The following is a 20404-nucleotide window of genomic DNA, read 5'->3' on the forward strand; positions in this document are numbered from 1 at the left end:
TGTTACCACCCTCCTATGATGCAGTGTCCGAATCCTAGTTTTGAGAAGCTGCCTATCTTCTGGTCGTGTAGTGCCCGCACAACGTCCTCCCCGCTGGCCTCAGTCTCGAAGAAGTAGACGCTGCCCGCGGGCACGGCCCGGTAGGTACCCGACGGCGCATTGCGGGCTATATCCCAGCCACCTATCTTGTGATATCCAGGCACACAGGCGCTGATGAGCCTGCATCTTAAGCCTCCTAGCTCGCCCTCCCAGCAGTCGTAGCCATCGTGGGTGCTCTTGGAGAACCCGTTTGGTAGCCAAGAGCTCTCCTTTTCTGAGTCGTCCTGGAGGAATATAGTGGGCTGCAGCAGCACGAGCTTGAACCTATGGGGAGTGCTGCTGTTGATCTTATCCACTACCTCGTTAGGGAAGGGAAGGTTGATGGGTGAGGTCTTTTCTACCACCACAAACCTGCCCTCGCCGCCTAGGTGCAGGATGTCCGGCAGCCGCAGGTTCTGTAGGTCGTTGCGGAGACCCACAACTAGGTGAACATCCTCACCGAAGCGTAGGGGGCTGATGTAGTAGAGCATGCCCTCTTGGGCGGTCTTGGTCCTCTCCTGTAGGGCCAGGCCCACCTTGTGCTCGCTGTGCACCCTGCTGTTAATGGTGCTCGAGAAGCCGTTGCTGTGTTGCTCGGCGATCTCGCTCTCCAGGAGCTTGACTGTGGCTTCGGAGATGCTCAGAGGCTTGCCCGTGAGGTAGCTTCTTAGTATGTCATCTTTTGTCCGCAGCCAAGAGCCTTTTAATGTCTCGACCGCGGTGGCCTCCTTGGCGGAGGGTGTCCTCAGATTCCCGAGGTCGCACTTCAGCGGATTGTCCATCGGGGAGAGGTACAGCAAGTTATCCCCGTCTTGTACCTTCCTCTTGACCAGGTCGAAGGGTACCGGCAGCAACACCTCTCGGTCAACCACGACGAACGGGCCCAAGAGGTCCAGCTGCATTGCGCCTGCGACTTCGAAGCCATGTTTCGGTGGCCCCACCAGCTCCATGAGCGCCGACTTGGAGGACAGTATGCCCGAGTAGTTACTAGTGTAATCCCTTAGGTCCACGCCGTTGGCCTCGAGCAGACCTGTGCGCACAGCCCCCTGGATCACGCTAGGTGATGGGGGGAACTGGCTGCGTATGTAGCCGGTCTCGCCGGCGTTGAAGGGTTCTGTGCCCCTGAAGAACAATATGTCATTGGGTGTTAGCTTGAGCCAGGTATCAGCCATTTACATTTACCCCCTCGCGTACAGGACTCCCTATGAGCTCTTCTTGGAAGAAGCGCAGCAGGCGAAATACGTTGGGATCCAGCTTACCGTTATGTACTGCTGCCTCCAGGAGAGGGGCAAGCTTATTTTCGGCATCCTGCACGCTGTCGATCTTGAATCGCTTCTCCCTGCTGCCCCACAGCTCTACGGCCAGCAGCTTCCTGATCACCTTCCGATCCGGCGACGAGTTCTCGGATTGCATCGTGTTGAGCAGTTCAAAGGCCTGATAGAGGAACCTGCTGGGGTAGTCGTCGATCATATCCATCAACCCAAGGAGCTTGTCCATTGTGGCGGAGCCTTTGTCATCCGACCACTTGCGCGCCAGCCTTAGGATCTCACCGCCTCCGCGCCAGACGCTGATGGCCAGGGCGTTCCTGCCGGCCTCATCCTTGGCCACGTCCTCCAGCATGTGGGCCGTGCGGATCATCGTGCGCAGTGGGAGGTTCATGGGAGCGAACAGCAGGCCACCGGAGATGGTGAATTCTGAATTGGTGAGCTCTGAGATCTCCTTGGTCTTGTCTTTGTAGGCTTTGCGTATCTCCTGCACGGTCTCCAGCGCCTTGTTGATGGGCAGCAGGACAAGCACATCCTCGCCACCGGCGTACACCAGGGCGGCACCCTCCACGCCGTTGATTATATTACGCACTTCTTGACTGAATTCAAGGATAGCTCTTGAGAGTTGATCGAGGAGTGCTTTGTTGTCTCCGATCTTGCTCAGCCTCTCTCCAAGGCGATCGCCGTCCATCGCGAGCACCGCCACGGTGTTACCGGGCATGCCCACAGCCTCGTATAGGCTACGGAGCTTCTGACGAGCACTCTCCGGATCCTTGGCGGTGCGCGGGAGCTCTTCCAGATAGCTCTCGTAGAAGTAGTCGAAGTCGCTGCCGGGGCCGAGCTTGTCGAAGTTCTTGCCGATCACCTCACAGCTGTAATCATCAACCTTTTCCCTTGTGCCTTGGTCGGCTAGCACGCGCTGTCGCCAAGGTTCGGCAGCTACCCTGGGAGTCGATGGGAACTCCCTCTCGAGAGGCCAACCAATAGCATCTTTGGATATAGTTCTATCGGCAAGCAGGCGCTTTGTCATGCAGACCGCGCACAATCGCTCTTTCTCATCGAGGAAGCCCCTGTTACCTAGAGGCCCATTTCTCAGTGTTTGCCAGAATTGGTTACGAGCTTTCCTATTCTGATTGCCGCTTATCTCGCCCCTGTGGCCGCAGACAGTGCAGTTGTCGCCGCTGTCTTGTGTGCCCATGAAGGCACGTAAGTGTTTGCGGCTGTTCATCTGGCCGGATATGCCCCCCTCGGATACCACCCAAAAGATGCTCCAGGTGCTCTTTATCTGCTGATCCCAGAGCTTCTTCACCTCGTTGTCCATCTGCCGGTGATACCAGCTCTCGAGCTGCTGCCAGGCACGAGATGCTATCTTCTCCCATGCTTCTTGAAGCTCATCTTGGGCAGCTTTTGCCCATTTTTGGCCTGTCTGCTCATTGGGTACGCTCAGCGAGAACTGGTTGGGGAAGGAACCTGTATCTGGGTTGGCCTGGCTTTGGCCGGTTAGCCGAAGATATATGGGGTCTTGGGTTATATCCGGGAACAGGCGAATTGCTGCGTCGGTGTCTCCGTCTTCACGGGCCTGCTCGATCACCGCGCGGGCAGCGCAGACGGAGAGGTAGCTTATCAGGAAGGAGCCTGTGCGCAGGTCGACCGTCTTGCGAGCCTCCGCCACGAACTCCTGCACGGGCGAGAAAGAGAACTGCAGTGTGTAGGTCATGGCACCACCTCGGAGTTGGGTATGTTCCTCAAGAAGTCCAATACTGGACTATATCTTGGGGGTAGTGACACCTTGCACTCCCGGCTATCAGCCTTTAGAACCAGTTGACTTCCCTCGGGGAGGAATTTCGCGGGTATAAAAGAAATAACGGGTACATACCGGTTGTTTTCTAGCTGATGGATGTGGATAAACAGAGGGCTTGCCCTGCGGGTTATCGCCGTGCCGTGTAGCTTGGCCTCAGTTGATACTTTTTGCCCTGTGTCTTTGAAAAAGTAGTTGTGCGGCAGACCGAACAGCACTCTCGGCGGCGAGTTCTGCGGACACTTGCCGCTACCGGCAAAAGCCTTTACCTCTTGCGTCTCCGTAACGAAGGATTCTGGTCTCTGTATCTGTGCAGGTTTATCGCGTGTCCCTAGCCTGTATTGAGACAGGAGAGTGCCCACCTTGTTGAGCGCCTTTTCCCAGCTGTTTTCAGGCGGGAGTATATATACCTTTGTGTGCTTGGTTATGGCCGTGTGGTCTGGTGGCTCACCTTGATTCGGGGAACTTTGTTGGATCTTTTCCAGCTTGCTTCTTATGGCCCGCACCAGCTCATCCTTTGACCTGTAAATGTATCTAGTATCGACTACCGATCCGAAACCACGGCGCGATCTGGAGCCCAACCCTCCGAGATGCAACATGCACCACAGGGCGTCTTCTATCTTTTGCTCCTCTTCTGGGCTAAGGCCATCAATCTTGATCTGTAGCTCGAACTCATATCCAGGAGGGATGGCTTTGCGTCCTGAGCCCACGACACCGTACCCTAGGTAGTTGATTCCTGGATTGTTTTTGTATGATTTAATATCTTCAGTTTTGGGGTTAGGACTTGGGGTGATTTTTATTATTACTTTAGATCGGCCTTGCCCAGAGCCAGCGCCTCCGAATATCTTGTTCTCCTCTTCGAGCAGCTTCTTGGGGTCTGTATAAGGATGCAGGGCCCTCCACCAGAAGCGCAGCAGCCCCTTGATGGATGAGGGGCGCAGCTCGGCCTTCTTGTTATCGGCTCCGCCCATGAACAAGGGGGTCACGACCATCATTCTAAGCTCTAGCTCTTTCATGAGTCTTCTCCCTGAGTAGACAATATAGTTCCCTCAGTTTCGTCTTGATATTAGTTATATCATCCGGTGGGTACGGCTTGGGGTTCATGCCCGCGTGTGCAAATGTATTTCGATTATCTCTTACTACCTTCCACGATTCACGTAGCTTGCTAAGCAACTTGTCGTTGGTGCGATTGGGACCTGCTTTGGATATCTTGCTGAGATCCTCCTCATATTTTTTGCGTGTACTGTTATCTAGCCATTTGGAAACATCCTCCTGGGAATACCAGATATAGGTGGACACAAGCCACTCACGCATGAGGACCACACCGTTGCCGAATATGTTCTTATTGAGATATCTCTCTATGATATTGGCCTGCCTTAGGAGCTCTTTGAGGTCGAGTGTGGCCTCCTCCTTCTTAGAGCAATCAACATCTATCTCCTCTAGGAGCGCTTGCAGGCTTGTGAAGAATTGCTCTTCAACTGCCCTTCTCTTAGGTTGTATCTGTTGTTCTTTGAACCTATTGATACTGGATCGTAGTTGTCGCGCGGTGATTCCTATCTCTAGGGGTAGTGCTTGTCGTAGATAGAAGTCCAGACTCTTCAGGTTTTTTACGATCTGCTGCGAGCCTTTGCTTTTATCTAGTCTCTCCAGCTGCTCGGCCAGCGGGGAGGCGATCAGGTGCTCGTCGAAGAGCCTCAGGCCGTAGGTCCAGTCGGAGATGGATGTGATGAGTGTGATATCGATTATCGGGGCCATATTTAACTCTCGACCCTGCTCGTCCTTGACCAGTGTTCCAGCATCGAATGCTCCGTAGTATACCTTCAGACCAGCTGCCTTCTTCAGGTGCAGATAGTACTGTGCGGCGGAGATCATGATGATCGGCAGGGACCTGTAGCCGTTGGTGATATCTATGATTACTTGGTCTCCCTGCTCGATATGCTGGCCGATTACCTCGAAGATCTGCCACATCTCCTCCTCGTGCTTGCCTTCCGGAATCTCCTGCGAGCGAAGCTGCCACCGCTTACAGTGGTTGCCTTCCAGCCTCCTATTGATTTCATCCTGTAAGAGCTTATCGTTACCCGACTGCTTAACTGCTTGAGTCACCAGGACTACTATTTCCATTGGCTGCTCATGGTCTACCAGCTCGGCTAACCCTATAGCAGCAAACCTAGTTACGCTGGACTTCCGCTCGCGACACCCCTCGATATAATAACTACAAGGATCGTACTTTTTTTGTCCCCAACCCAGTTATTAGCTTGGTCTTGACTTCCGTGGCGGCCTTCATCGGCCTACCTCCCCTCATCCTCCGGCCGCGCTGCGTCTACTTGCCTGAGGAGTGCTAAGATCTCATCAAGCCGACTCGTGTCGAGGTCGGGGCTGGATACGGCCTCGGGCTTCATGCCACAATGTGCTAGCTCGTTACGTATCTTCACCGTGGCATCCCAGGCACTGATGATCTCGTTCATCAGCTCTTGATGCTCTCTAAAGTACAGCGGCACGTGGTTCCTGCGACAGCGGGAGAAGGTGTTCAGGTCGGCTTCGGCGTCCCGACGCGTCCTGTCGTAGTCCAGCCAGGAGTCTCGCCTCCCCAGGGCGTACAGGTAAGCCGACACTATCCATTCCCTCATCAGGGTGACACCGCTCAGGATGTTGCCCATGTGCTTGTAGCTCTCTATGAGCTTGCGCTGGCGCTCTAGCTCCCCGGGAGTGAGGGGGTAATTGGGCTTCTCCTTGGGATCCATGTCCACGTATATTTTCCTGGCTTGCCTCTCGATCTTCTCCCAGAAATCTTGAATAGGTGGGAAGCTGGGGAACTCTCCGCGGGCCTCCTCAGCCCTCTGGAGCAGCTCGCTGGCCTTTATCCCCGCCTCTATGGGGAGGTTGTTGTGTAGGAGTTTGTCCAGCTCCTTGAGGGCCGTGGAGACTTTTTTTATGCGCGTGAGCCGCTGCCTCGGCCATTGTGGGTCGACGTGCGACCGCTTCTGGGTCTGCTCTATCTGCTCTGCGAGGGGGGCAGCTACCAAGCGCTCCTCGAACAGCTTGGCGCCGTAGGTCCAGTCGGCCAACGCCAGGATCATGTCGAGCGATATGATGGGTGTGGTCTCCTCAGGAGGCCTGCTAGGCAGAAAGGCAGAGTAATACACATTTAAAGATGACAGCGGCTTGTTGAGCCTGTAGTACTGCAGGGCGGTGACCATTACCACCGGAATGGACCTGAAGCCGTGAGTGATGTCCGCTATCACACTATCGTTTGCTTGCAGGACCTGTCCTATCTTCTCGAATATCTCCCACAGCTCGGCCTCTTTCATACCTTCGGGTATATCGACGGGTTCGTAGGTCCAGCCGTGTGCCTGCACCTCGTGTGCGTAGTCGGCGTAGTACGTGTTTTGGGAATTGTGGCGCGCGCCCGGGGTCCACAGCGTTATCACATGCAGGGGTTCCCCATTTGGGCTAAGGATCTCTCCCAGGGCGATCGACGAGAACTTATTGGGGCTGGATACCTTGTCGCCTAGCTCGTACCTGACTTCGCTGTATTTGCCGGTGCCCATGGCGGTTACTAGCACGTAGCGTGAGTCGGAGAGAACATCTGCCTGCATACAAGGGTTCCTTTCTGTACAGGTGAGTTTGCGTACATTATTGCACTGTAGACTGCATCATTCAATAGCCAAAAGGTAATATTGGGCGAAAAGATATACGATTTTGCTTGCTAGTTGAGATCAGGGGTGAGGCTCTATAGCCAGGCCCAGCGGGTTGGAAGATATCTCCTGTGCTGGCTGAGCGCCTAGTAGCGACCACATGTCGTCCATGGCTATGCCGTCGGGCTCTAGGGACAGCAGGCTGTGGAAGGTCTCCACGTCGCGGGCGGTCCATAGGTACACCCTCTTGCTCCTGTCGCGGATGGCCTGCATCACGGTAGCGGAGGCGAGCGGGTAGTGGAGCATGATGGCATCCGCCTGCGAGACATCAAGCAGCAGGTCCAGCTGGTCCACAAGCCAGGACCTCAACGGAGAGGTGCCCGCCAACAGGTACCATAGGGGCACCCGCCGCAGCCCTCGAGCCTCCGAGAGCAGCCTTCGGAGCCTCGAGGGCAAGGCCGCGATGGATAACCCTGTGATGATCTCGGGGTCATGGTGCTTGAGTCTCAGCAGCACCTCCGGCGAGCCGGAACTGACGACTGTGCGTTGGGTTAGATCGAAGCTCCGGAGCAGCCTTGCGACGTGCCTTTCGGCTCCAAAGCCCTTCCAGTCGAAGTTCAGCCCCATGTCCGAAGATGCTACTAGCTCGAGGAAGGGCTCAACCGGTGGGTAGGGTCTGGGTGGTTCCTTGCCGTTGGGATAGAGATCGTGCGTCACCACCAGCTTGCCCTGGGCGTCGTTCCAGACGTCGAACTCCACCCAGTCGGCTCCGAGGGCCAGGGCCTCTTGCACGGCTCGCAGGGAGTTCTCGGGGATCCAGGCATTGTGTGCTCCCCTGTGGGCGATGGCTACCGTGCGGCCCTGGGTCTGACATGACATTCGTTTGACACTCTCCGTCGCTTTTCTCCAATAACATTGTAGCGCGGAGAGGTTAAGCTCGACTTAAAAGAAGATAAACTTTGCGTGATGGTCCTCGCTATCCTCTTAATGCTCTTATTGAGATTCAGGGAGAGCGTCGATTGCTCGGCGGGCTCTCGTGGTGCAGGCGGTCCAATGCGGTCACGTAGTAGGCGTAATCCTGCCCTTGATCGGCGGAGGCGTCTAGGTAGGTCTGTGATTTTGATCCCAAGACACGGCGCACGGTAGCGATGAGTTGCCTGGGGTCATTGAAGGCGCAGGCGTCGTGGGAGTGCACCTTGCTATCAAATCGATAGATCGCGTAGTAGGCGGCGTTGTTGTCGTGCGGGATCGCTTGCCATTCCAGCTCGACCCCTTGTGGATAGCGTCGTGCATGCGTGAGTGCTACGGGATGAGGAGCGCTTCCTCCCAGCCAAGGCATGATCGGCACGAGCGCGGAGTGAAGGTACAGCTCCTGCTCCAGGCGATCTCTGAACCCCAGGGGGTTGGCCAGCAGGCTGGAGATCCTGAAGTATATGTCGCCCTTGACCTGTGGGTATTGCAGGTTGAACCACAGGTGATTGGGCATCTCGTTGGGATCACTCCACTCTGGGGATTGCGTGCTGGTGCCTATCTTGTAAGCTGCCTGTCCTATGTACAGGTGGACGTTCGTCCCTTCCACTACCTGGGCCCACCAGGGCACAAGCGCCTCGTATGCTGCTGGCGCGAAGTGGAAGCTCCAGTAGATCTGGGGGGCGATGTAGTCCAGCCAGTTGCTCTTGACCCACAGCCGGGTGTCGGCGTAGGTGCCGTCGTAGCTCTGGAAGCCGGAGGTGTTCGAGCCCAAGGGATCGGTTGACCTGTTGCGCCATATGCCGAAGGGGCTGATGCCGAACTTCACCCAGGGCTTCGTCCGCTTTATCAGCCCATGTAGCTCCTGCACCAGCAGGTTCACGTTATGCCTGCGCCAGTCGGCCTTGGTGGTGAAGCCTTGACCGTACTGCTGGTAGGTGGCTTCGTCGGGAAACTCTTCGTTGCCGGAAGGATAGGGATAGAAGTAGTCGTCGAAGTGCACGGCGTCGATGTCGTATTGCTCGACGACCTCGAGGATAGATGCCTCGATCAGCTGTCGCACCTGCGGTAGCCCTGGGTCAAACCAAAGCTGTCCACCGTAGGTGCGCACCCATTCGGGGTGCTGGCGGGCTGGGTTGTTGGGGGCTAGCTTGGTGATATCGCTCTGCGTGCTCACCCTGTAGGGGTTGAACCATGCGTGGAGCTCGAGGTTACGGCCGTGGGCCTCCTCGATCGCGAGCGCTAACGGGTCGTATCCAGGATCCTGCCCCTGTACACCGGTGAGGTACTGTGACCATGGCGCGTACCTGGATGGGTAGAGGGCATCTGTTGCTGGCCTGACCTGGAACACGACGGCGTTCATTCCCATATCTTTGGCTGCATCCAGCAAGGCCCGCAGCTCCGCTACCTGTGCCTCTATGGGGAGGCCTGGGCGCGAGGGCCAATCCAGGTTGTTCACGGTGGCGATCCACACGCCTCGGAACTGCCGCTTGGGCATGACGCCTGCTGGGTCGGGGCAAGCGTTACCTCTTGGGCCTTTGCCGCCGGATGCGCTAGCTTTACTAGTGGTCGCGAGCAGGGCGAGCCCAGCCCCCCAACTCATAAGCCTTAGAAAATCCCTTCTGCTGACTTGGGCACCCATCTTCATCCCCTCGTGTATATTAGATGTTATATATGTTGACGACAGGTCGCATTCTTGCAGAAACCAGAGGGGCTGTCAAGTGCTGGTAGCTTGAGCTACCCGGGGCTTGCTCCCCGCTCCGTCTGCCCAAGTTATGGCTTGTCGCTCTGCAGTACCTGTTATACTAAGTCCATGACGATCAAGAGGCTGGATCACGTTAGTGTAGTGGTTGACGATCTTGCGGCGGCGATATCTTTTTTCACAGCTCTGGGGATGACGTTGGAGGGCCAGGCGTACGTGCAAGGCGAGTGGGTGGACCGCGTCAACGGGCTTGAGGGCGTCCAGGTGGACATAGTGATGATGCGGACCCCAGATGGTCATGGCAGGCTTGAGCTGACCCGGTTTCGTAGCCCAGAGCTGGTGGATGTCAGCCCAACACCTGCTCCACCGAACGCCCTGGGGCTTCGGAGCATAATGTTCACGGTCGATGATCTCCGTGCAGCCATCGCTCGCTTAGGGGAGGTCGGTGGTGAGCTCATAGGTGAGGTCGCTCAGTATGAAGATATGTACCGGCTCTGCTACGTGCGAGGTCCCGGGGGCATCATAGTGGCGCTGGCCGAGGAGCTCTTCTGAGCCTCGACGGGGCTCAGTTTACTGATGCTTCTGCCTGTTCCCTCTAACTCCTCTGCAGCTGTGCAACGACTTGCACGGCCGGCAGAACGGCGGCCTATCTCTCCGTTCGCCCTTCGAACGATTGACATAAATCTCTAAAAGGTCGTTAATATACACTAGCCTTTGTTGAGGGCCGTCGAGCGAGGAGGTCTGCTATGCCAACCAGACAACGCCCTATGGGGGTGATTCTTAGGCGCCCTGTTCTGCTCTGGCTCATCTATGCCCGCTATCGGCTGGGTGCGGCCGAACCCCCGCCCCTGACCCTTCTCAAACAGTTTTGGAAGGATGCTAGGCTCACCACGCAGCTGTCGCGTGCGGCGGGTAGTAGGAGGCGTAGATCGGTTTCCAGACGGGTGGAACCGAGCAGTCCCTCGGTGCCCTCTGGACCGCGCATTGAGCCCAGGGAGTACATGCCTATGAATCCCGACGGCGTGCCCGTGTACGACTGGGACTTCCCGCACTACGTCCTTGGTATGGGAGTGGAGGATGCGGATAGGGCGCAGGCTGGGGAGGAGTCGGGCCTTGCCTGGTACAGAGCGGCGCTGCACGTCCTGCTGCACAGGTAATCCCGGCTTCTATGTCGTGATGGGAAGTGCGCTAGACGGCTGAGGCGTAGGTGCTGACCTCCCGGAAGCGCTCTATGTCGCGCATGGGTGGAGCGCCGAAGAGCTTCCGATAGTCGCGGTTGAAGTGTGAGGGGTCATTGTAGCCTACCCTGTAGCCTGCGCTCGCGGCGTCCAGCCCCTCGACGAGCATGAGGCGTCTTGCCTCCTGTAGCCTGAGCTGCTTTTGGAACTGCAGGGGGCTCATGCCGGTGACGGCTTTGAACTGGTGGTGGAAGCCGGAGACGCTCATCCCCAGCTCCCTCGCCAGCTCCTCTATCTTGAGGGGGCGATGGAAGTTGCTGCGGATCTTGTCGATGGCTCTGGAGATCTCGTGGGTGTGGCCGCGCATGACCGATATCTGTAGAAGGCGATCGCCTTGTTCCCCCTGCAGCAGCCTGTAGATGATCTCGCGCTTGATCAGCGGCAGGAGGAAATCGACGTCCTCGGGACGATCCAGCAGCCTGATCATCCTGACCGCTGCGTCCAGTAGATTCTCGTCTAGCTTGCTCACGTTGACGGCCCTCACGCTCTTGCTCTTCCTGGTCGGCAGGTAGCCAGCATCCATCAGCACCGAACCCACCATGACGGGGTCCAATCTGAGGACTATGGCTAGGTAGGGGATCTCGGGGGAAGCCTCCACGACCCTGCTGATGATGGGCAGGGAGGCCGTAGTTATTAGGTAGTGGGCGGGATCGTAGTGGAAAGCCTGTTTGCCAAGTATTAGCTCCTTGCTGCCCTGGGCAACGATGCACACGGAAGCGTGCGAAGTCCCGTAGCTGGGGGGAGTGGGGGCGGACTCGCGCCGCAGGACCACGCCGTCCAACGGCTCTATCCCACCGTCGTGAGGCAGGGCGCTGGCTATCCTTGCTGCCAGCTCCTCCCTCAGCGATCTCAGCCTGTCTTTCCCCAGGCTGTATGGTCTGATCTCGGTAGCTGTATCGGCGTAGGTTGTCATATCTTGCTCTGTCTCTGCAGGATCGTACAAGAATCGTCGAGGATCATTATAACACTCTGTGTGCTGCCTGGCGCATAATCGATGCAGGGTACAAAGCAGCCATATACGTAGCTGACTCTGTATGAGACCAATAGCTGGAGGAGAGATATGCAGTACACACACTTGGGGCGCACCGGTTTGCAGGTTAGTCGCCTGTGCTTGGGTACCATGAACTTCGGGCCGCAGACCAGCGAGGCGGATAGCTTTGTGATCATGGACCGGGCTCTGGAGCACGGGATCAACTTCTTCGACACCGCCAACGTCTACGGTTTCCATCTCGGGGCTGGCGTCACGGAGGAGATCATCGGACGCTGGTTCGCCCAGGGTGGGGGCCGCAGAGATAAGGTGGTGCTCGCCACCAAGGTGTACGCGACCATGGGTGAGTGGCCCAACCAAAGGGGCCTATCGGCCTACCATATAATACGCGCCTGCGAGGATAGCCTGCGTCGGCTGCAGACCGATCGCATCGATCTGTACCAGATGCACCACATAGAGCGCAGCACGCCCTGGGAGGAGATCTGGCAGGCGATGGAGACCCTGGTGCAGCAGGGGAAGGTGATCTACGTCGGCAGCAGCAACTTCGCCGGCTGGGACATAGCTACCGCCCAAGCCGCCGCCAAGGAGCGCCATTTCATGGGGTTGGTGTCGGAGCAGAGCGTCTACAATCTCAGCAACCGCATGATCGAGCTCGAGGTCATCCCCGCCTGCCGCCACTACGGTTTGGGGTTGATTCCCTACAGCCCCCTGGGCGGTGGCCTGCTAGGAGGGGCTCTCCAGCAGGTCACAGAGGGGCGGCGCGCCAGCGAGCGGCTGCAGCAGCAGATAGAGCGCCACAGGTCGCAGCTTGAAGCCTACGAGGCGCTGTGCCGAGAGATCGGAGAGGAGCCCGCCAACGTTGCTTTGGCCTGGCTGCTCCACAACCCAGCAGTTACTGCTCCCATCATAGGTCCACGCACGGTCGAACAGCTCGATGGCACCCTGCGCGCTCTGGACGTCTCGCTCTCGGATGAGGTGCTGCAGCGGCTGGACGAGATCTGGCCAGGTCCCGGTGGCGAGGCGCCAATGGCCTACGCTTGGTAGCCTGCATTAGGGAAATAGGATGTGCGACCTATGCTACAGGAGCGGGCAAGTCTCGAAGAGAGATCTCGATATGTTAGGGGTGTCGCGGTGAGTCAACCTCGGCGCGGGAGCATCCTCGCCGTGACCTCAGCGGGCACTTTGCTCGTGCTGCTCGTGTCCACCATCCCGCTGACGACGCTTACCAGCACAGCTGCCGACCTGCGGGCAGGAGTGGGTGCGCAGGCGTGGATACTTAGCGCCATGCCCCTGGGAATGGCCACTGCGCTGCTGGTCAGCGGAGCGGTGGGCGATGATTACGGACGCCGCCGGATATTTATAGCGGGTGCCATGCTCTTGGCCGTCTTCTCTTTCCTCGGCGCGCTTGCGCCGAACCCTGTGCTCTTGATCCTAGCTCGGGGCATACAGGGAGTGGGTGCGGCCGCGATAGTGGCTTGTGGCCTCGGCATCATCGGGCACTTCTTCCCAGAGGGGCCAGCACGGGCTAGGGCTACAAGTGTATGGGCCGGTGCACTGGGTGCTGGGGTATCCATCGGCCCGTTCGTGGCTACGGGGCTCTTGGCGGTTGGCGGCTGGAGGCTGCCGTACATGGCTACGGGACTGGCAGGGCTCGGATTGGCAGCCGCTGGCATTGCCGTCCTACCCGAGTCAAGATCTGCGCAGCCGCGCCCTGTGGACCTGGCCGGGGCGGTGTTGCTGGGCCTGGGAGTGTCGTTGTTGATGATAGGGCTGGTGGCTGGACGCGCTGGGTTGTCGCTCTCGGTGTTGGCCCTGCTGGCGCTAGGCGTGCTGCTGCTTGCTGGATTCGTATGGGTAGAGAGCCGGATCGAGCATCCGATGTTCGATCTCTCGCTGTTGAGGCGAGCCGACTTCGTGGGCGCAACGCTGGCAGCGTTCGCAGCTGGGATGGGCATACTCTCGCTCTCTACGGTGATACCCGTAGTGGTGGAGCGAGGCCTAGGCCATGGCACCCTAGCTGCTACCCTGGTCCTGTTTGCCTGGTCTGGTGCTAGCTCGGTAGCTGGGTTTGCCGCTAGATGGCTACCAGGCTGGATCTCTTCGCGGGCGCTGCTGGTTGTTGGTCTGTTGGGCTGTGCGGTCGGAGAGCTAACCCTGTTGTTACCATCCTCAGAGGTGTCTACCATGCGCTTGTTGCCTGGGCTGGTGTTCGTGGGCTTGGCCAACGGGCTGCTCAACTCAGCCCTGGGGGGTCAAGCTGTGGCCAGCGTGCCGCCAAGCCGTACGGCTATGGGCAGCGGAGCCAACAACGCGGCTCGCTACCTGGGATCCGCAGTGGGCATAACCATAGTCGTCATGCTCATCAACCGCGGGGGAGTGCTGGGCGCAGCTGGCGTGATCGCAGGTTGGAACAACGCAGTGCTGGTGACTGTTGCGTTCATGGTGCTGGGAGCTCTGGGCGTGGCCTTCTCCCAGAGACGTAGCGCGGCTAAAGGGAAACGGTTGTGCCTAAGCAAGAGCCTATGACTAACGAGATATCAATAATGGTGACCATAGGAGACACAGTCCTGACTGGGCGTTTGTGGGACAATCCCACCTCCCGGGATCTGATCGCGCAGCTGCCGTTGACGCTAACCTTTCGCGACTTCAACGGGGTGGAAAAGATAGCTAGTCTTCCAAGGAAGCTAGTGCCTCCGGGTGATGATCCCGTTCCTGGAGATATAGGATACTACGAGCCATCTGGCGTTCTGGTCTTCTACTACGACGATGTTGGGTACTTCACCGGTACAGTCAGGCTAGGGCGTTTCGATGGAGACATGGAGGCTATCAGAAGTCAGAAAGGTAACTTCACAGCGAGGATCGAGTTGGTTGATGAACCTTCGGAGTGATATAGGCACTAAGCCTATGGTCAAAGATGAATTTGGTGGGTCGAGCTGATTGAGTTTATGGATCCTGTAATCAAACTGTAGTTGTTGGGAGGTGTAATCTATGCGAGGGACAGTGCTATATGGGCCTAGGGATGTGCGCTCTGAGGAGCTTCCTGATCCAAAGATAGTGGAGCCGACGGACGCCATCCTCAGGCTGCCGGCAACGTGCATCTGTGGCTCCGACCTCTGGCCCTACAGGGGCATAGATCACGTCACGCAGCCCGTGCCGATGGGGCACGAGTACGCGGGCTTCGTTGAGGAAGTGGGTAGCGAGGTCAAGCAGATCAAGCCGGGCCAGTTCGTGGTGGGGACATTCTTTGCCTCGGACAACACGTGCGAGATCTGTCGCTCTGGCTATCAAACGTCTTGCGTCAACAGGCAGCCAGGGGCCCCCACAGGTGCACAGGCGGAGTACGTGCGTGTGCCCCTGGCCGATGGTACCCTGGTGCCCACGCCGGATACTCCCCCCGAGGACATGATCCCCGACCTTCTGGCAGCCTCTGACGTGCTGGGCACGGGTTGGTTCGCTGCAGTGGCTGCCGAAGTGGGGCCGGGCAAGACGGTGGCCGTCGTAGGCGATGGGGCTGTCGGCCTGTTGGCGGTGCTCTCCGCCAAGCAACTTGGTGCCGAGCGCATCATATTGACGGGCAGCCGCAACCCTGCTCGGCAGGCGCTGGCCAGGGAGTTTGGGGCCACCGACATCATCGAGGAGCGTGGGGACGAGGCCGTGGCTCGGGTCAGGGATATGACCAATGGGCTGGGCGCGCACTCCACCATCGAGGCGGTCGGCACTCAGGAGTCGATGATGCAGGCCATCCGCTCCACCAGGCCTGGCGGGCACGTGGGGTTTGTGGGCGTGCTGCACGACGTGCAGATCCCGGGCAACGAGTACTTCTTCTCGCACGTGCACCTGCACGGGGGTCCTGCGCCCGTGCGCCGCTTCCTGCCTGAGTTGATCGACCTCATATGGCAGCGCAAGATCAAACCCGGCAGGGTGTTCGATCTGGAGCTACCGCTCTCGGAGGTGGCTGAGGGCTACAGGGCGATGGATGAACGCCGTGCGATTAAGGTGCTGCTGAGGCCTTAGCTTTGCTCTAGATATGCGGGAAGATGGTATGTCAAATAAGTCGGGAGATGTGAGGATGACCGCAGATACGGATGGTGTACGGCGCTGGCTGGAGGAACATGCCGGTAGGCCTTATGCCTACCTGACCACCATCGGGCGGAAGAGCGGTAAGCCGCATCGCATAGAGATCTGGTTTGCTGTACACGATGGGCGGATGTACATGCTTTCGGGCGGCCGAGATAGGTCCGATTGGGTGCGCAACCTCCGGGCTAACCCTCACGTGACGGTGGAGCTGGGAGGTCAGGTGCACCCAGGCGTGGCACGCATCCTCCAGCCAGATGAGCCCGAGGACCAGCTTGCTCGTAGGCTGCTTGTTGAGAAGTACCGGCGGGGCAACGAGCTCGACGACTGGGGCCGTAACTCCCTACCGATCATGGTTGAGTTTGGAGAGACATCATGAGCACAGAGCAACTGTATATCACGCTGAACAACGGGATCCGGATACCCGCTTTGGGCTTCGGGGTGTTTCAGATCCCCCCGGATCAAACCACCGATGCCGTCGAGACCGCGATCCGGGTGGGGTACAGGTTGATCGACACCGCTGCATCCTACCGGAACGAGCGGCAGGTTGGCGAGGCGATCAGGCGTAGTGGCGTGGATCGCGCCGAGCTGTGCGTGCAGACCAAGCTGTGGATCAGCGACTACGGCTACGACTCCGCCCTGAGGGCCTTTGATCGCAGCCTTCGCAACCTCGGTCTGGATTACATAGACCTGTACCTGCTGCACTGGCCGATGCCCTCGGACTTCGAGAACACGTTGGGGGCGTACAGGGCTATGGAGAAGCTGCTTACTGATGGTCTGGTGCGCGCTATAGGTGTGTGCAACTTCAATCCTGGGCACCTGGAGCGGTTGATGGCAGCCTCTGGCGTAGTACCGGCTGTCAACCAGGTGGAGCTGCATCCCTACTTTACTCAGAGGGCGGTGTGCGACGCGGATGCGGCTCATGGCATCCTTACGCAGGCTTGGTCCCCTTTGGGGGGTGTCTACGTATACATGGCCAACGCGAGGAACCCTCTGGAAGATCCCACTATAGTTCAACTAGCCGGTAAGTACGGCAAGACTCCGGCGCAGGTCATCCTCCGCTGGCACTTGCAGCGTGGCCGATCGGTCATTCCCAAGTCCGTGAGGCCCGCACGCATACAGGAGAACTTCGAGATCTGGGACTTCGAGCTGGCTCCGGAAGAGCTCGACGCGATAGATGCGCTCGATACAGGGGTGCGCGGAGGTCCTGACCCTGACCTCGTGGACACCAAGATGTTCCCCAGGAGGATCGAGGACTAGGCGTTGGGATATGCTGGTGAAGGGGCTTGCCCTGGTGCATGGAAGTGATCAACAGGAGGAAAATTTATGGACCTTGGACATAGGCGATTCGAAGGAAAGTCGGCGTTCGTTACCGGCGCTGGCGGAGGCATCGGTCGTGCCACCGCCTTGGCCTTCGCGCGTGAGGGCGCGAGCGTGCTGGTCGCCGACCTCACCGCTAAACTAGTGGATGTGTTCCCCGACGGCCGTGCGATCATCCTGACCGAGGGTATCCTGCGGGCGCGTTACCGCAATTCCTTGGAGGTCACCGAGCTCCTTGAGCCGGATAGGATCTACGAGCTGCGTATAGACTTGTGGGCCACGGCCAACGTGTTTCTCCCCGGTCACCGTATACGGCTAGAGGTATCCAGCAGCAATTTCCCAAGGTTCAATCGTAATAGCAACACGGGGGGAGACATCACCAACGAGCCGGCAAACGAGTACAGGCCAGCAGTAAATCGTGTGTGGCATGATTCGGCACACCCTTCGAAGTTGGTGTTGCCGGTTATCGAGCGTTAGCTGACGAAACACATCCTAGGAGGTTATATCAAATGGAGTACACAAGGTTAGGAAACACGGGATTGGAGGTATCTAGGATCTGCTTGGGCTGCATGGGGTTCGGGGATCCCGATCGCTGGGTGCACAAATGGGTGCTACGCGAGGACGATAGCCGCCAGGTGATCAAGAAGGCCCTGGATCTGGGCATAAACTTCTTCGATACCGCCAACGTCTACTCGTTGGGCGTGAGCGAGGAGATCCTGGGTAGGGCCCTGCGTGACTTCGCCCACAGGGACGAGGTCGTCATTGCCACCAAGGTCCACGGCAGGATGCGCCAAGGGCCCAACGGCGCGGGGCTGTCGCGCAAGGCTATCATGACCGAGATCGACAACAGCCTCAGGCGCCTGGGAGTCGACTACGTCGATCTCTACCAGATCCACCGCTGGGACTACGACACGCCCATAGAGGAGACGATGGAGGCGCTGCACGACCTCGTGAAGGCGGGCAAGGTGCGCTACATAGGTGCTTCGGCTATGTTTGCCTGGCAGTTCCAGAAGGCCCTCTTCGTGGCCGAGAGGCACGGCTGGACGCGCTTTGTATCCATGCAGAACCACATGAACCTTATATACCGTGAGGAGGAGCGGGAGATGCTGCCCCTCTGCCGGGAGGAGGGGATCGGAGTTATACCCTACAGCCCGCTTGCGGCCGGTAGGCTGACTCGTGACTGGACCCCAGATAGCTCCCTGCGGGCGCAGACCGACGAGATAGCTAAGGGCAAGTACGATGCGATGGCCAATGCTGATCGACAGATCATAGAGCGCGTTGCCGAGGTCGCCCAGAGGTACGGGGTGTCGCGTGCTCAGATAGCGCTGGCCTGGCTGTTGCAGAAAAAGCCGGTGGTGGCGCCCATAATCGGCGCGACGAAGGCCGAGCACCTGGAGGAGGCCGTCGGAGCCCTCTCGGTGAAGCTCAGCCCCGAGGATGTAGCTTACCTGGAGGAGCCCTACGTGCCTCATCCCGTGGTTGGCCCGATAATGCCATCGAACTAAACTTTGGGGAGCGTGAGCATGAGCGAATGGTCGAAGGATGTATTGGAGGCTATAGCAGCTGCGGACGAGATCCAGCTGGTGGTCAAGAGGCGGGATGGTAGCTTGCGGAGACCAGTGATCGTGTGGGTCGTGCGCGTCGGGGATGACCTGTACGTCAGGTCATATCTGGGCAACAGGGCTGCTTGGTACCGCGCCGTGCAGGCCACCCATCAAGGCCGCGTGTTGGCGGGTGGGATCGAGCAGGACGTGGCCTTTGTGGAAGAGGCTGACCCAGCGATCAACGTCCAGATCGACGCAGCCTACCGCAGCAAATACCGTGGGCATGGCGCCAGCTACGTAGAGGCCATGGTGGCTCCTGAGGTTAGGGCGACGACCCTCAGGCTGGTGCCGAGCACCGAGAGCTAGCAAGATACAGGGGGTCGATGATGCAGGTACGTAGGAACACTCCCGATAGCAGCACTAGATTGGGCCCAAGCGAGACATTCACCGGCAATGTGTACATAGACTCTATAGCCATCCCTTCTGGGGAATCTCGCTTGTCGGCGAGCGTCGTGCACTTCGCTCCTGGAGCGCGCACTGCCTGGCACACTCATCCCAAGGGCCAGACGATATACGTCATCGAGGGCCTTGGGCTATGCCAGCGCCGCGGAGGGCCCATAGAGGTCATACGCCCCGGGGATAGTGTCTTCTTCGAGCCAGGCGAGGAGCATTGGCACGGTGCTGCCCCCAACCGCTTCATGGCGCATATAGCGATGGTTGAGGTGGATGACGAGGGCAAGAGCGCGGACTGGGGGGAGCACGTCACAGATGAGGAGTACGGAGCCTTCCAGGGCTAGGTGCGTGGCTGGGCTTGCACACAAACGCCAAAATCTGCGAACCTATAGCCACACTGGTCTAGTAGTCGGTGTGGCTACTTGCAACTATATAGGAGGGAGATCCAGCTATGCCAACTTTGAGATGGGGGATCAAGACCGCACCGCAACATACCACCTACGAGGCCATGCTCAGGGTCTGGCGAGAGGCAGATGAGCACCCTGCTTTCGAGCACGCCTGGCTGTTCGACCACTTCGCGCCGATCCAGGGAGATCTCGATGGTCCCTGCTACGAGGGCTGGACGCTGCTCTCGGCCCTGGCGGCGCAGACGTCGCGCCTGCGCTTGGGGATAATGGTCACGGGCAACACCTACCGCCACCCCGCGGTGCTCGCCCACATGGCGGCGACCGTGGACGTGATCTCTGGCGGGCGCTTGGATTTTGGCATAGGTGCGGGCTGGAACGAGTATGAGCACGAGAGCATGGGCATCCCGCTCTACAAGCCGGGCGAGCGCATCAGGCGCCTTGGAGAGGCTTGCGAGATCATCAAAAGACTTTTCACCCAGCACCTGACGGACTTCGACGGCCGCTACTACCAGCTCAAGCAGGCGCGCTGCGAGCCCAAGCCCCTCCAAAAGCCCCATCCCCCGTTCGTGATAGGTGGTGGCGGCGAGCAGCTCACGCTGCGGGTAGCGGCGCGCTACGCCGACATCTGGAACTGGACTGGTGCCGATGTACAAGCTTTCCGTCACAAGGTCCAGGTGCTTAGGGAACACTGCAGGGCGGTGGGGAGGGACCCAAGCGAGATCGAGCTCTCGGCGCAGCTTAGGGTCAACTACGAGGATCTACCAGGCACCGCAGATGCCGTGCGTCCGCTGATCGAGGCCGGGGTGACGCATATAGTCCTCATGCTGACCTATCCCTACCCCGAGGGCATAGTGGATAGGCTGGCGGAGGAAGTAATTGCCAAGTGCGTGTAGCACCGGTGGTATATTACTAGCTAATCATGTTATCGGAGGA

At 58.5% G+C, this 20404-nt stretch carries 21 protein-coding genes; 13 read left to right on the plus strand and 8 right to left on the minus strand.

What is annotated here, in order from left to right:
• Nucleotides 1-2: 2 nt before the first annotated feature.
• The 7 genes from cmr3 to N2245_RS04440 form a co-directional block, all read right to left on the minus strand.
• Entirely contained in the window at nt 3-1250 is a 1248-nt protein-coding gene (gene cmr3, locus N2245_RS04410) for a type III-B CRISPR module-associated protein Cmr3 (protein ID WP_494535520.1), read from the minus strand.
• Nucleotides 1243-3060, minus strand: coding sequence for a type III-B CRISPR-associated protein Cas10/Cmr2 (gene cas10, locus N2245_RS04415; protein WP_494535521.1), 1818 nt, complete (start codon nt 3058-3060; stop codon nt 1243-1245). The genes cmr3 and cas10 overlap by 8 nt, the downstream gene beginning before the upstream one ends.
• Nucleotides 3057-4157 carry a type III-B CRISPR module RAMP protein Cmr1 gene (gene cmr1 / locus N2245_RS04420; protein ID WP_494535522.1) on the minus strand — a complete coding sequence of 367 codons (1101 nt, stop codon included), beginning with the start codon at nt 4155-4157 and terminating at the stop codon, nt 3057-3059. Before cmr1 ends, cas10 begins: the two co-directional genes overlap by 4 nt.
• Nucleotides 4138-5388: a TIGR02221 family CRISPR-associated protein gene (gene csx2 / locus N2245_RS04425; RefSeq protein WP_494535578.1), complete on the minus strand. Its 1251-nt coding sequence runs from the start codon at nt 5386-5388 to the stop codon at nt 4138-4140. Before csx2 ends, cmr1 begins: the two co-directional genes overlap by 20 nt.
• Nucleotides 5389-5429: 41 nt before the next feature.
• Nucleotides 5430-6737: a TM1812 family CRISPR-associated protein gene (locus N2245_RS04430; RefSeq protein ID WP_494535523.1), complete on the minus strand. Its 1308-nt coding sequence runs from the start codon at nt 6735-6737 to the stop codon at nt 5430-5432.
• Between the two features lie 120 nt (nt 6738-6857).
• The gene (locus tag N2245_RS04435) at nt 6858-7655 is read right to left on the minus strand and encodes a glycerophosphodiester phosphodiesterase (protein ID WP_494535524.1); all 798 of its coding nucleotides are present in this window, start codon (nt 7653-7655) and stop codon (nt 6858-6860) included.
• A 124-nt stretch (nt 7656-7779) separates the two neighbouring features.
• Nucleotides 7780-9387 carry a glycoside hydrolase family 10-like protein gene (locus N2245_RS04440; protein WP_494535525.1) on the minus strand — a complete coding sequence of 536 codons (1608 nt, stop codon included), beginning with the start codon at nt 9385-9387 and terminating at the stop codon, nt 7780-7782.
• Nucleotides 9388-9558: 171 nt separating this feature from the next.
• On the opposite strand from N2245_RS04440, the gene N2245_RS04445 reads away from it, so the two are divergent.
• Nucleotides 9559-9999: a VOC family protein gene (locus N2245_RS04445; protein ID WP_494535526.1), complete on the plus strand. Its 441-nt coding sequence runs from the start codon at nt 9559-9561 to the stop codon at nt 9997-9999.
• A gap of 194 nt (nt 10000-10193) precedes the next feature.
• Entirely contained in the window at nt 10194-10604 is a 411-nt protein-coding gene (locus tag N2245_RS04450) for a hypothetical protein (RefSeq protein ID WP_494535527.1), read from the plus strand.
• Nucleotides 10605-10635: 31 nt separating this feature from the next.
• On the opposite strand, the gene N2245_RS04455 is transcribed toward N2245_RS04450, so the two are convergent.
• Nucleotides 10636-11598, minus strand: coding sequence for an AraC family transcriptional regulator (locus N2245_RS04455; protein WP_494535528.1), 963 nt, complete (start codon nt 11596-11598; stop codon nt 10636-10638).
• Between the two features lie 147 nt (nt 11599-11745).
• On the opposite strand from N2245_RS04455, the gene N2245_RS04460 reads away from it, so the two are divergent.
• The 11 genes from N2245_RS04460 to N2245_RS04510 all read left to right on the plus strand — a co-directional run bounded on the left by N2245_RS04460 (nt 11746) and on the right by N2245_RS04510 (nt 20364).
• A complete protein-coding gene (locus N2245_RS04460) occupies nt 11746-12717 on the plus strand; it encodes an aldo/keto reductase (protein ID WP_494535529.1) in 972 nt (323 codons plus the stop codon).
• An 87-nt stretch (nt 12718-12804) separates the two neighbouring features.
• Complete coding sequence (locus tag N2245_RS04465; protein WP_494535530.1) at nt 12805-14199, plus strand: MFS transporter; 1395 nt, start codon at nt 12805-12807, stop codon at nt 14197-14199.
• Nucleotides 14196-14561: a cyclophilin-like fold protein gene (locus N2245_RS04470; protein ID WP_494535531.1), complete on the plus strand. Its 366-nt coding sequence runs from the start codon at nt 14196-14198 to the stop codon at nt 14559-14561. The genes N2245_RS04465 and N2245_RS04470 overlap by 4 nt, the downstream gene beginning before the upstream one ends.
• 100 nt (nt 14562-14661) lie before the next feature.
• Entirely contained in the window at nt 14662-15687 is a 1026-nt protein-coding gene (locus N2245_RS04475; protein ID WP_494535532.1) for a zinc-dependent alcohol dehydrogenase family protein, read from the plus strand.
• Between the two features lie 55 nt (nt 15688-15742).
• Nucleotides 15743-16126, plus strand: coding sequence for a nitroreductase family deazaflavin-dependent oxidoreductase (locus N2245_RS04480; RefSeq protein WP_494535533.1), 384 nt, complete (start codon nt 15743-15745; stop codon nt 16124-16126).
• Nucleotides 16123-17007 (plus strand): aldo/keto reductase, encoded by an 885-nt coding sequence (locus N2245_RS04485; RefSeq protein ID WP_494535534.1) that lies wholly within the window; start codon nt 16123-16125, stop codon nt 17005-17007. The genes N2245_RS04480 and N2245_RS04485 overlap by 4 nt, the downstream gene beginning before the upstream one ends.
• A gap of 66 nt (nt 17008-17073) precedes the next feature.
• Nucleotides 17074-17544, plus strand: coding sequence for a CocE/NonD family hydrolase (locus N2245_RS04490; RefSeq protein WP_494535535.1), 471 nt, complete (start codon nt 17074-17076; stop codon nt 17542-17544).
• A gap of 32 nt (nt 17545-17576) precedes the next feature.
• Nucleotides 17577-18572: an aldo/keto reductase gene (locus N2245_RS04495; protein ID WP_494535536.1), complete on the plus strand. Its 996-nt coding sequence runs from the start codon at nt 17577-17579 to the stop codon at nt 18570-18572.
• An 18-nt stretch (nt 18573-18590) separates the two neighbouring features.
• Nucleotides 18591-18977 carry a DUF2255 family protein gene (locus tag N2245_RS04500; RefSeq protein WP_494535537.1) on the plus strand — a complete coding sequence of 129 codons (387 nt, stop codon included), beginning with the start codon at nt 18591-18593 and terminating at the stop codon, nt 18975-18977.
• A 20-nt stretch (nt 18978-18997) separates the two neighbouring features.
• Nucleotides 18998-19408, plus strand: coding sequence for a (R)-mandelonitrile lyase (locus N2245_RS04505; RefSeq protein WP_494535538.1), 411 nt, complete (start codon nt 18998-19000; stop codon nt 19406-19408).
• A 116-nt stretch (nt 19409-19524) separates the two neighbouring features.
• On the plus strand, nt 19525-20364 hold the full coding sequence (locus N2245_RS04510) for an LLM class F420-dependent oxidoreductase (RefSeq protein ID WP_494535579.1): 840 nt from the start codon (nt 19525-19527) through the stop codon (nt 20362-20364).
• Nucleotides 20365-20404: the final 40 nt, after the last annotated feature.

The organism is Thermobaculum sp. T2p (assembly GCF_059335935.1).

Coding starts and splice junctions, on each gene's coding strand:
- N2245_RS04450 (WP_494535527.1), top strand. CDS start 10,194: ATGCCAACCAGACAACGCCCTATGGGGGTGATTCTTAGGCGCCCTGTT.
- N2245_RS04475 (WP_494535532.1), top strand. CDS start 14,662: ATGCGAGGGACAGTGCTATATGGGCCTAGGGATGTGCGCTCTGAGGAG.
- cas10 (WP_494535521.1), bottom strand. CDS start 3,060: ATGACCTACACACTGCAGTTCTCTTTCTCGCCCGTGCAGGAGTTCGTG.
- N2245_RS04490 (WP_494535535.1), top strand. CDS start 17,074: ATGGACCTTGGACATAGGCGATTCGAAGGAAAGTCGGCGTTCGTTACC.
- cmr3 (WP_494535520.1), bottom strand. CDS start 1,250: ATGGCTGATACCTGGCTCAAGCTAACACCCAATGACATATTGTTCTTC.
- N2245_RS04470 (WP_494535531.1), top strand. CDS start 14,196: ATGACTAACGAGATATCAATAATGGTGACCATAGGAGACACAGTCCTG.
- N2245_RS04440 (WP_494535525.1), bottom strand. CDS start 9,387: ATGGGTGCCCAAGTCAGCAGAAGGGATTTTCTAAGGCTTATGAGTTGG.
- N2245_RS04455 (WP_494535528.1), bottom strand. CDS start 11,598: ATGACAACCTACGCCGATACAGCTACCGAGATCAGACCATACAGCCTG.
- N2245_RS04500 (WP_494535537.1), top strand. CDS start 18,591: ATGAGCGAATGGTCGAAGGATGTATTGGAGGCTATAGCAGCTGCGGAC.
- N2245_RS04460 (WP_494535529.1), top strand. CDS start 11,746: ATGCAGTACACACACTTGGGGCGCACCGGTTTGCAGGTTAGTCGCCTG.
- N2245_RS04435 (WP_494535524.1), bottom strand. CDS start 7,655: ATGTCATGTCAGACCCAGGGCCGCACGGTAGCCATCGCCCACAGGGGA.
- N2245_RS04445 (WP_494535526.1), top strand. CDS start 9,559: ATGACGATCAAGAGGCTGGATCACGTTAGTGTAGTGGTTGACGATCTT.
- N2245_RS04430 (WP_494535523.1), bottom strand. CDS start 6,737: ATGCAGGCAGATGTTCTCTCCGACTCACGCTACGTGCTAGTAACCGCC.
- N2245_RS04505 (WP_494535538.1), top strand. CDS start 18,998: ATGCAGGTACGTAGGAACACTCCCGATAGCAGCACTAGATTGGGCCCA.
- N2245_RS04495 (WP_494535536.1), top strand. CDS start 17,577: ATGGAGTACACAAGGTTAGGAAACACGGGATTGGAGGTATCTAGGATC.
- N2245_RS04480 (WP_494535533.1), top strand. CDS start 15,743: ATGACCGCAGATACGGATGGTGTACGGCGCTGGCTGGAGGAACATGCC.
- N2245_RS04485 (WP_494535534.1), top strand. CDS start 16,123: ATGAGCACAGAGCAACTGTATATCACGCTGAACAACGGGATCCGGATA.
- cmr1 (WP_494535522.1), bottom strand. CDS start 4,157: ATGAAAGAGCTAGAGCTTAGAATGATGGTCGTGACCCCCTTGTTCATG.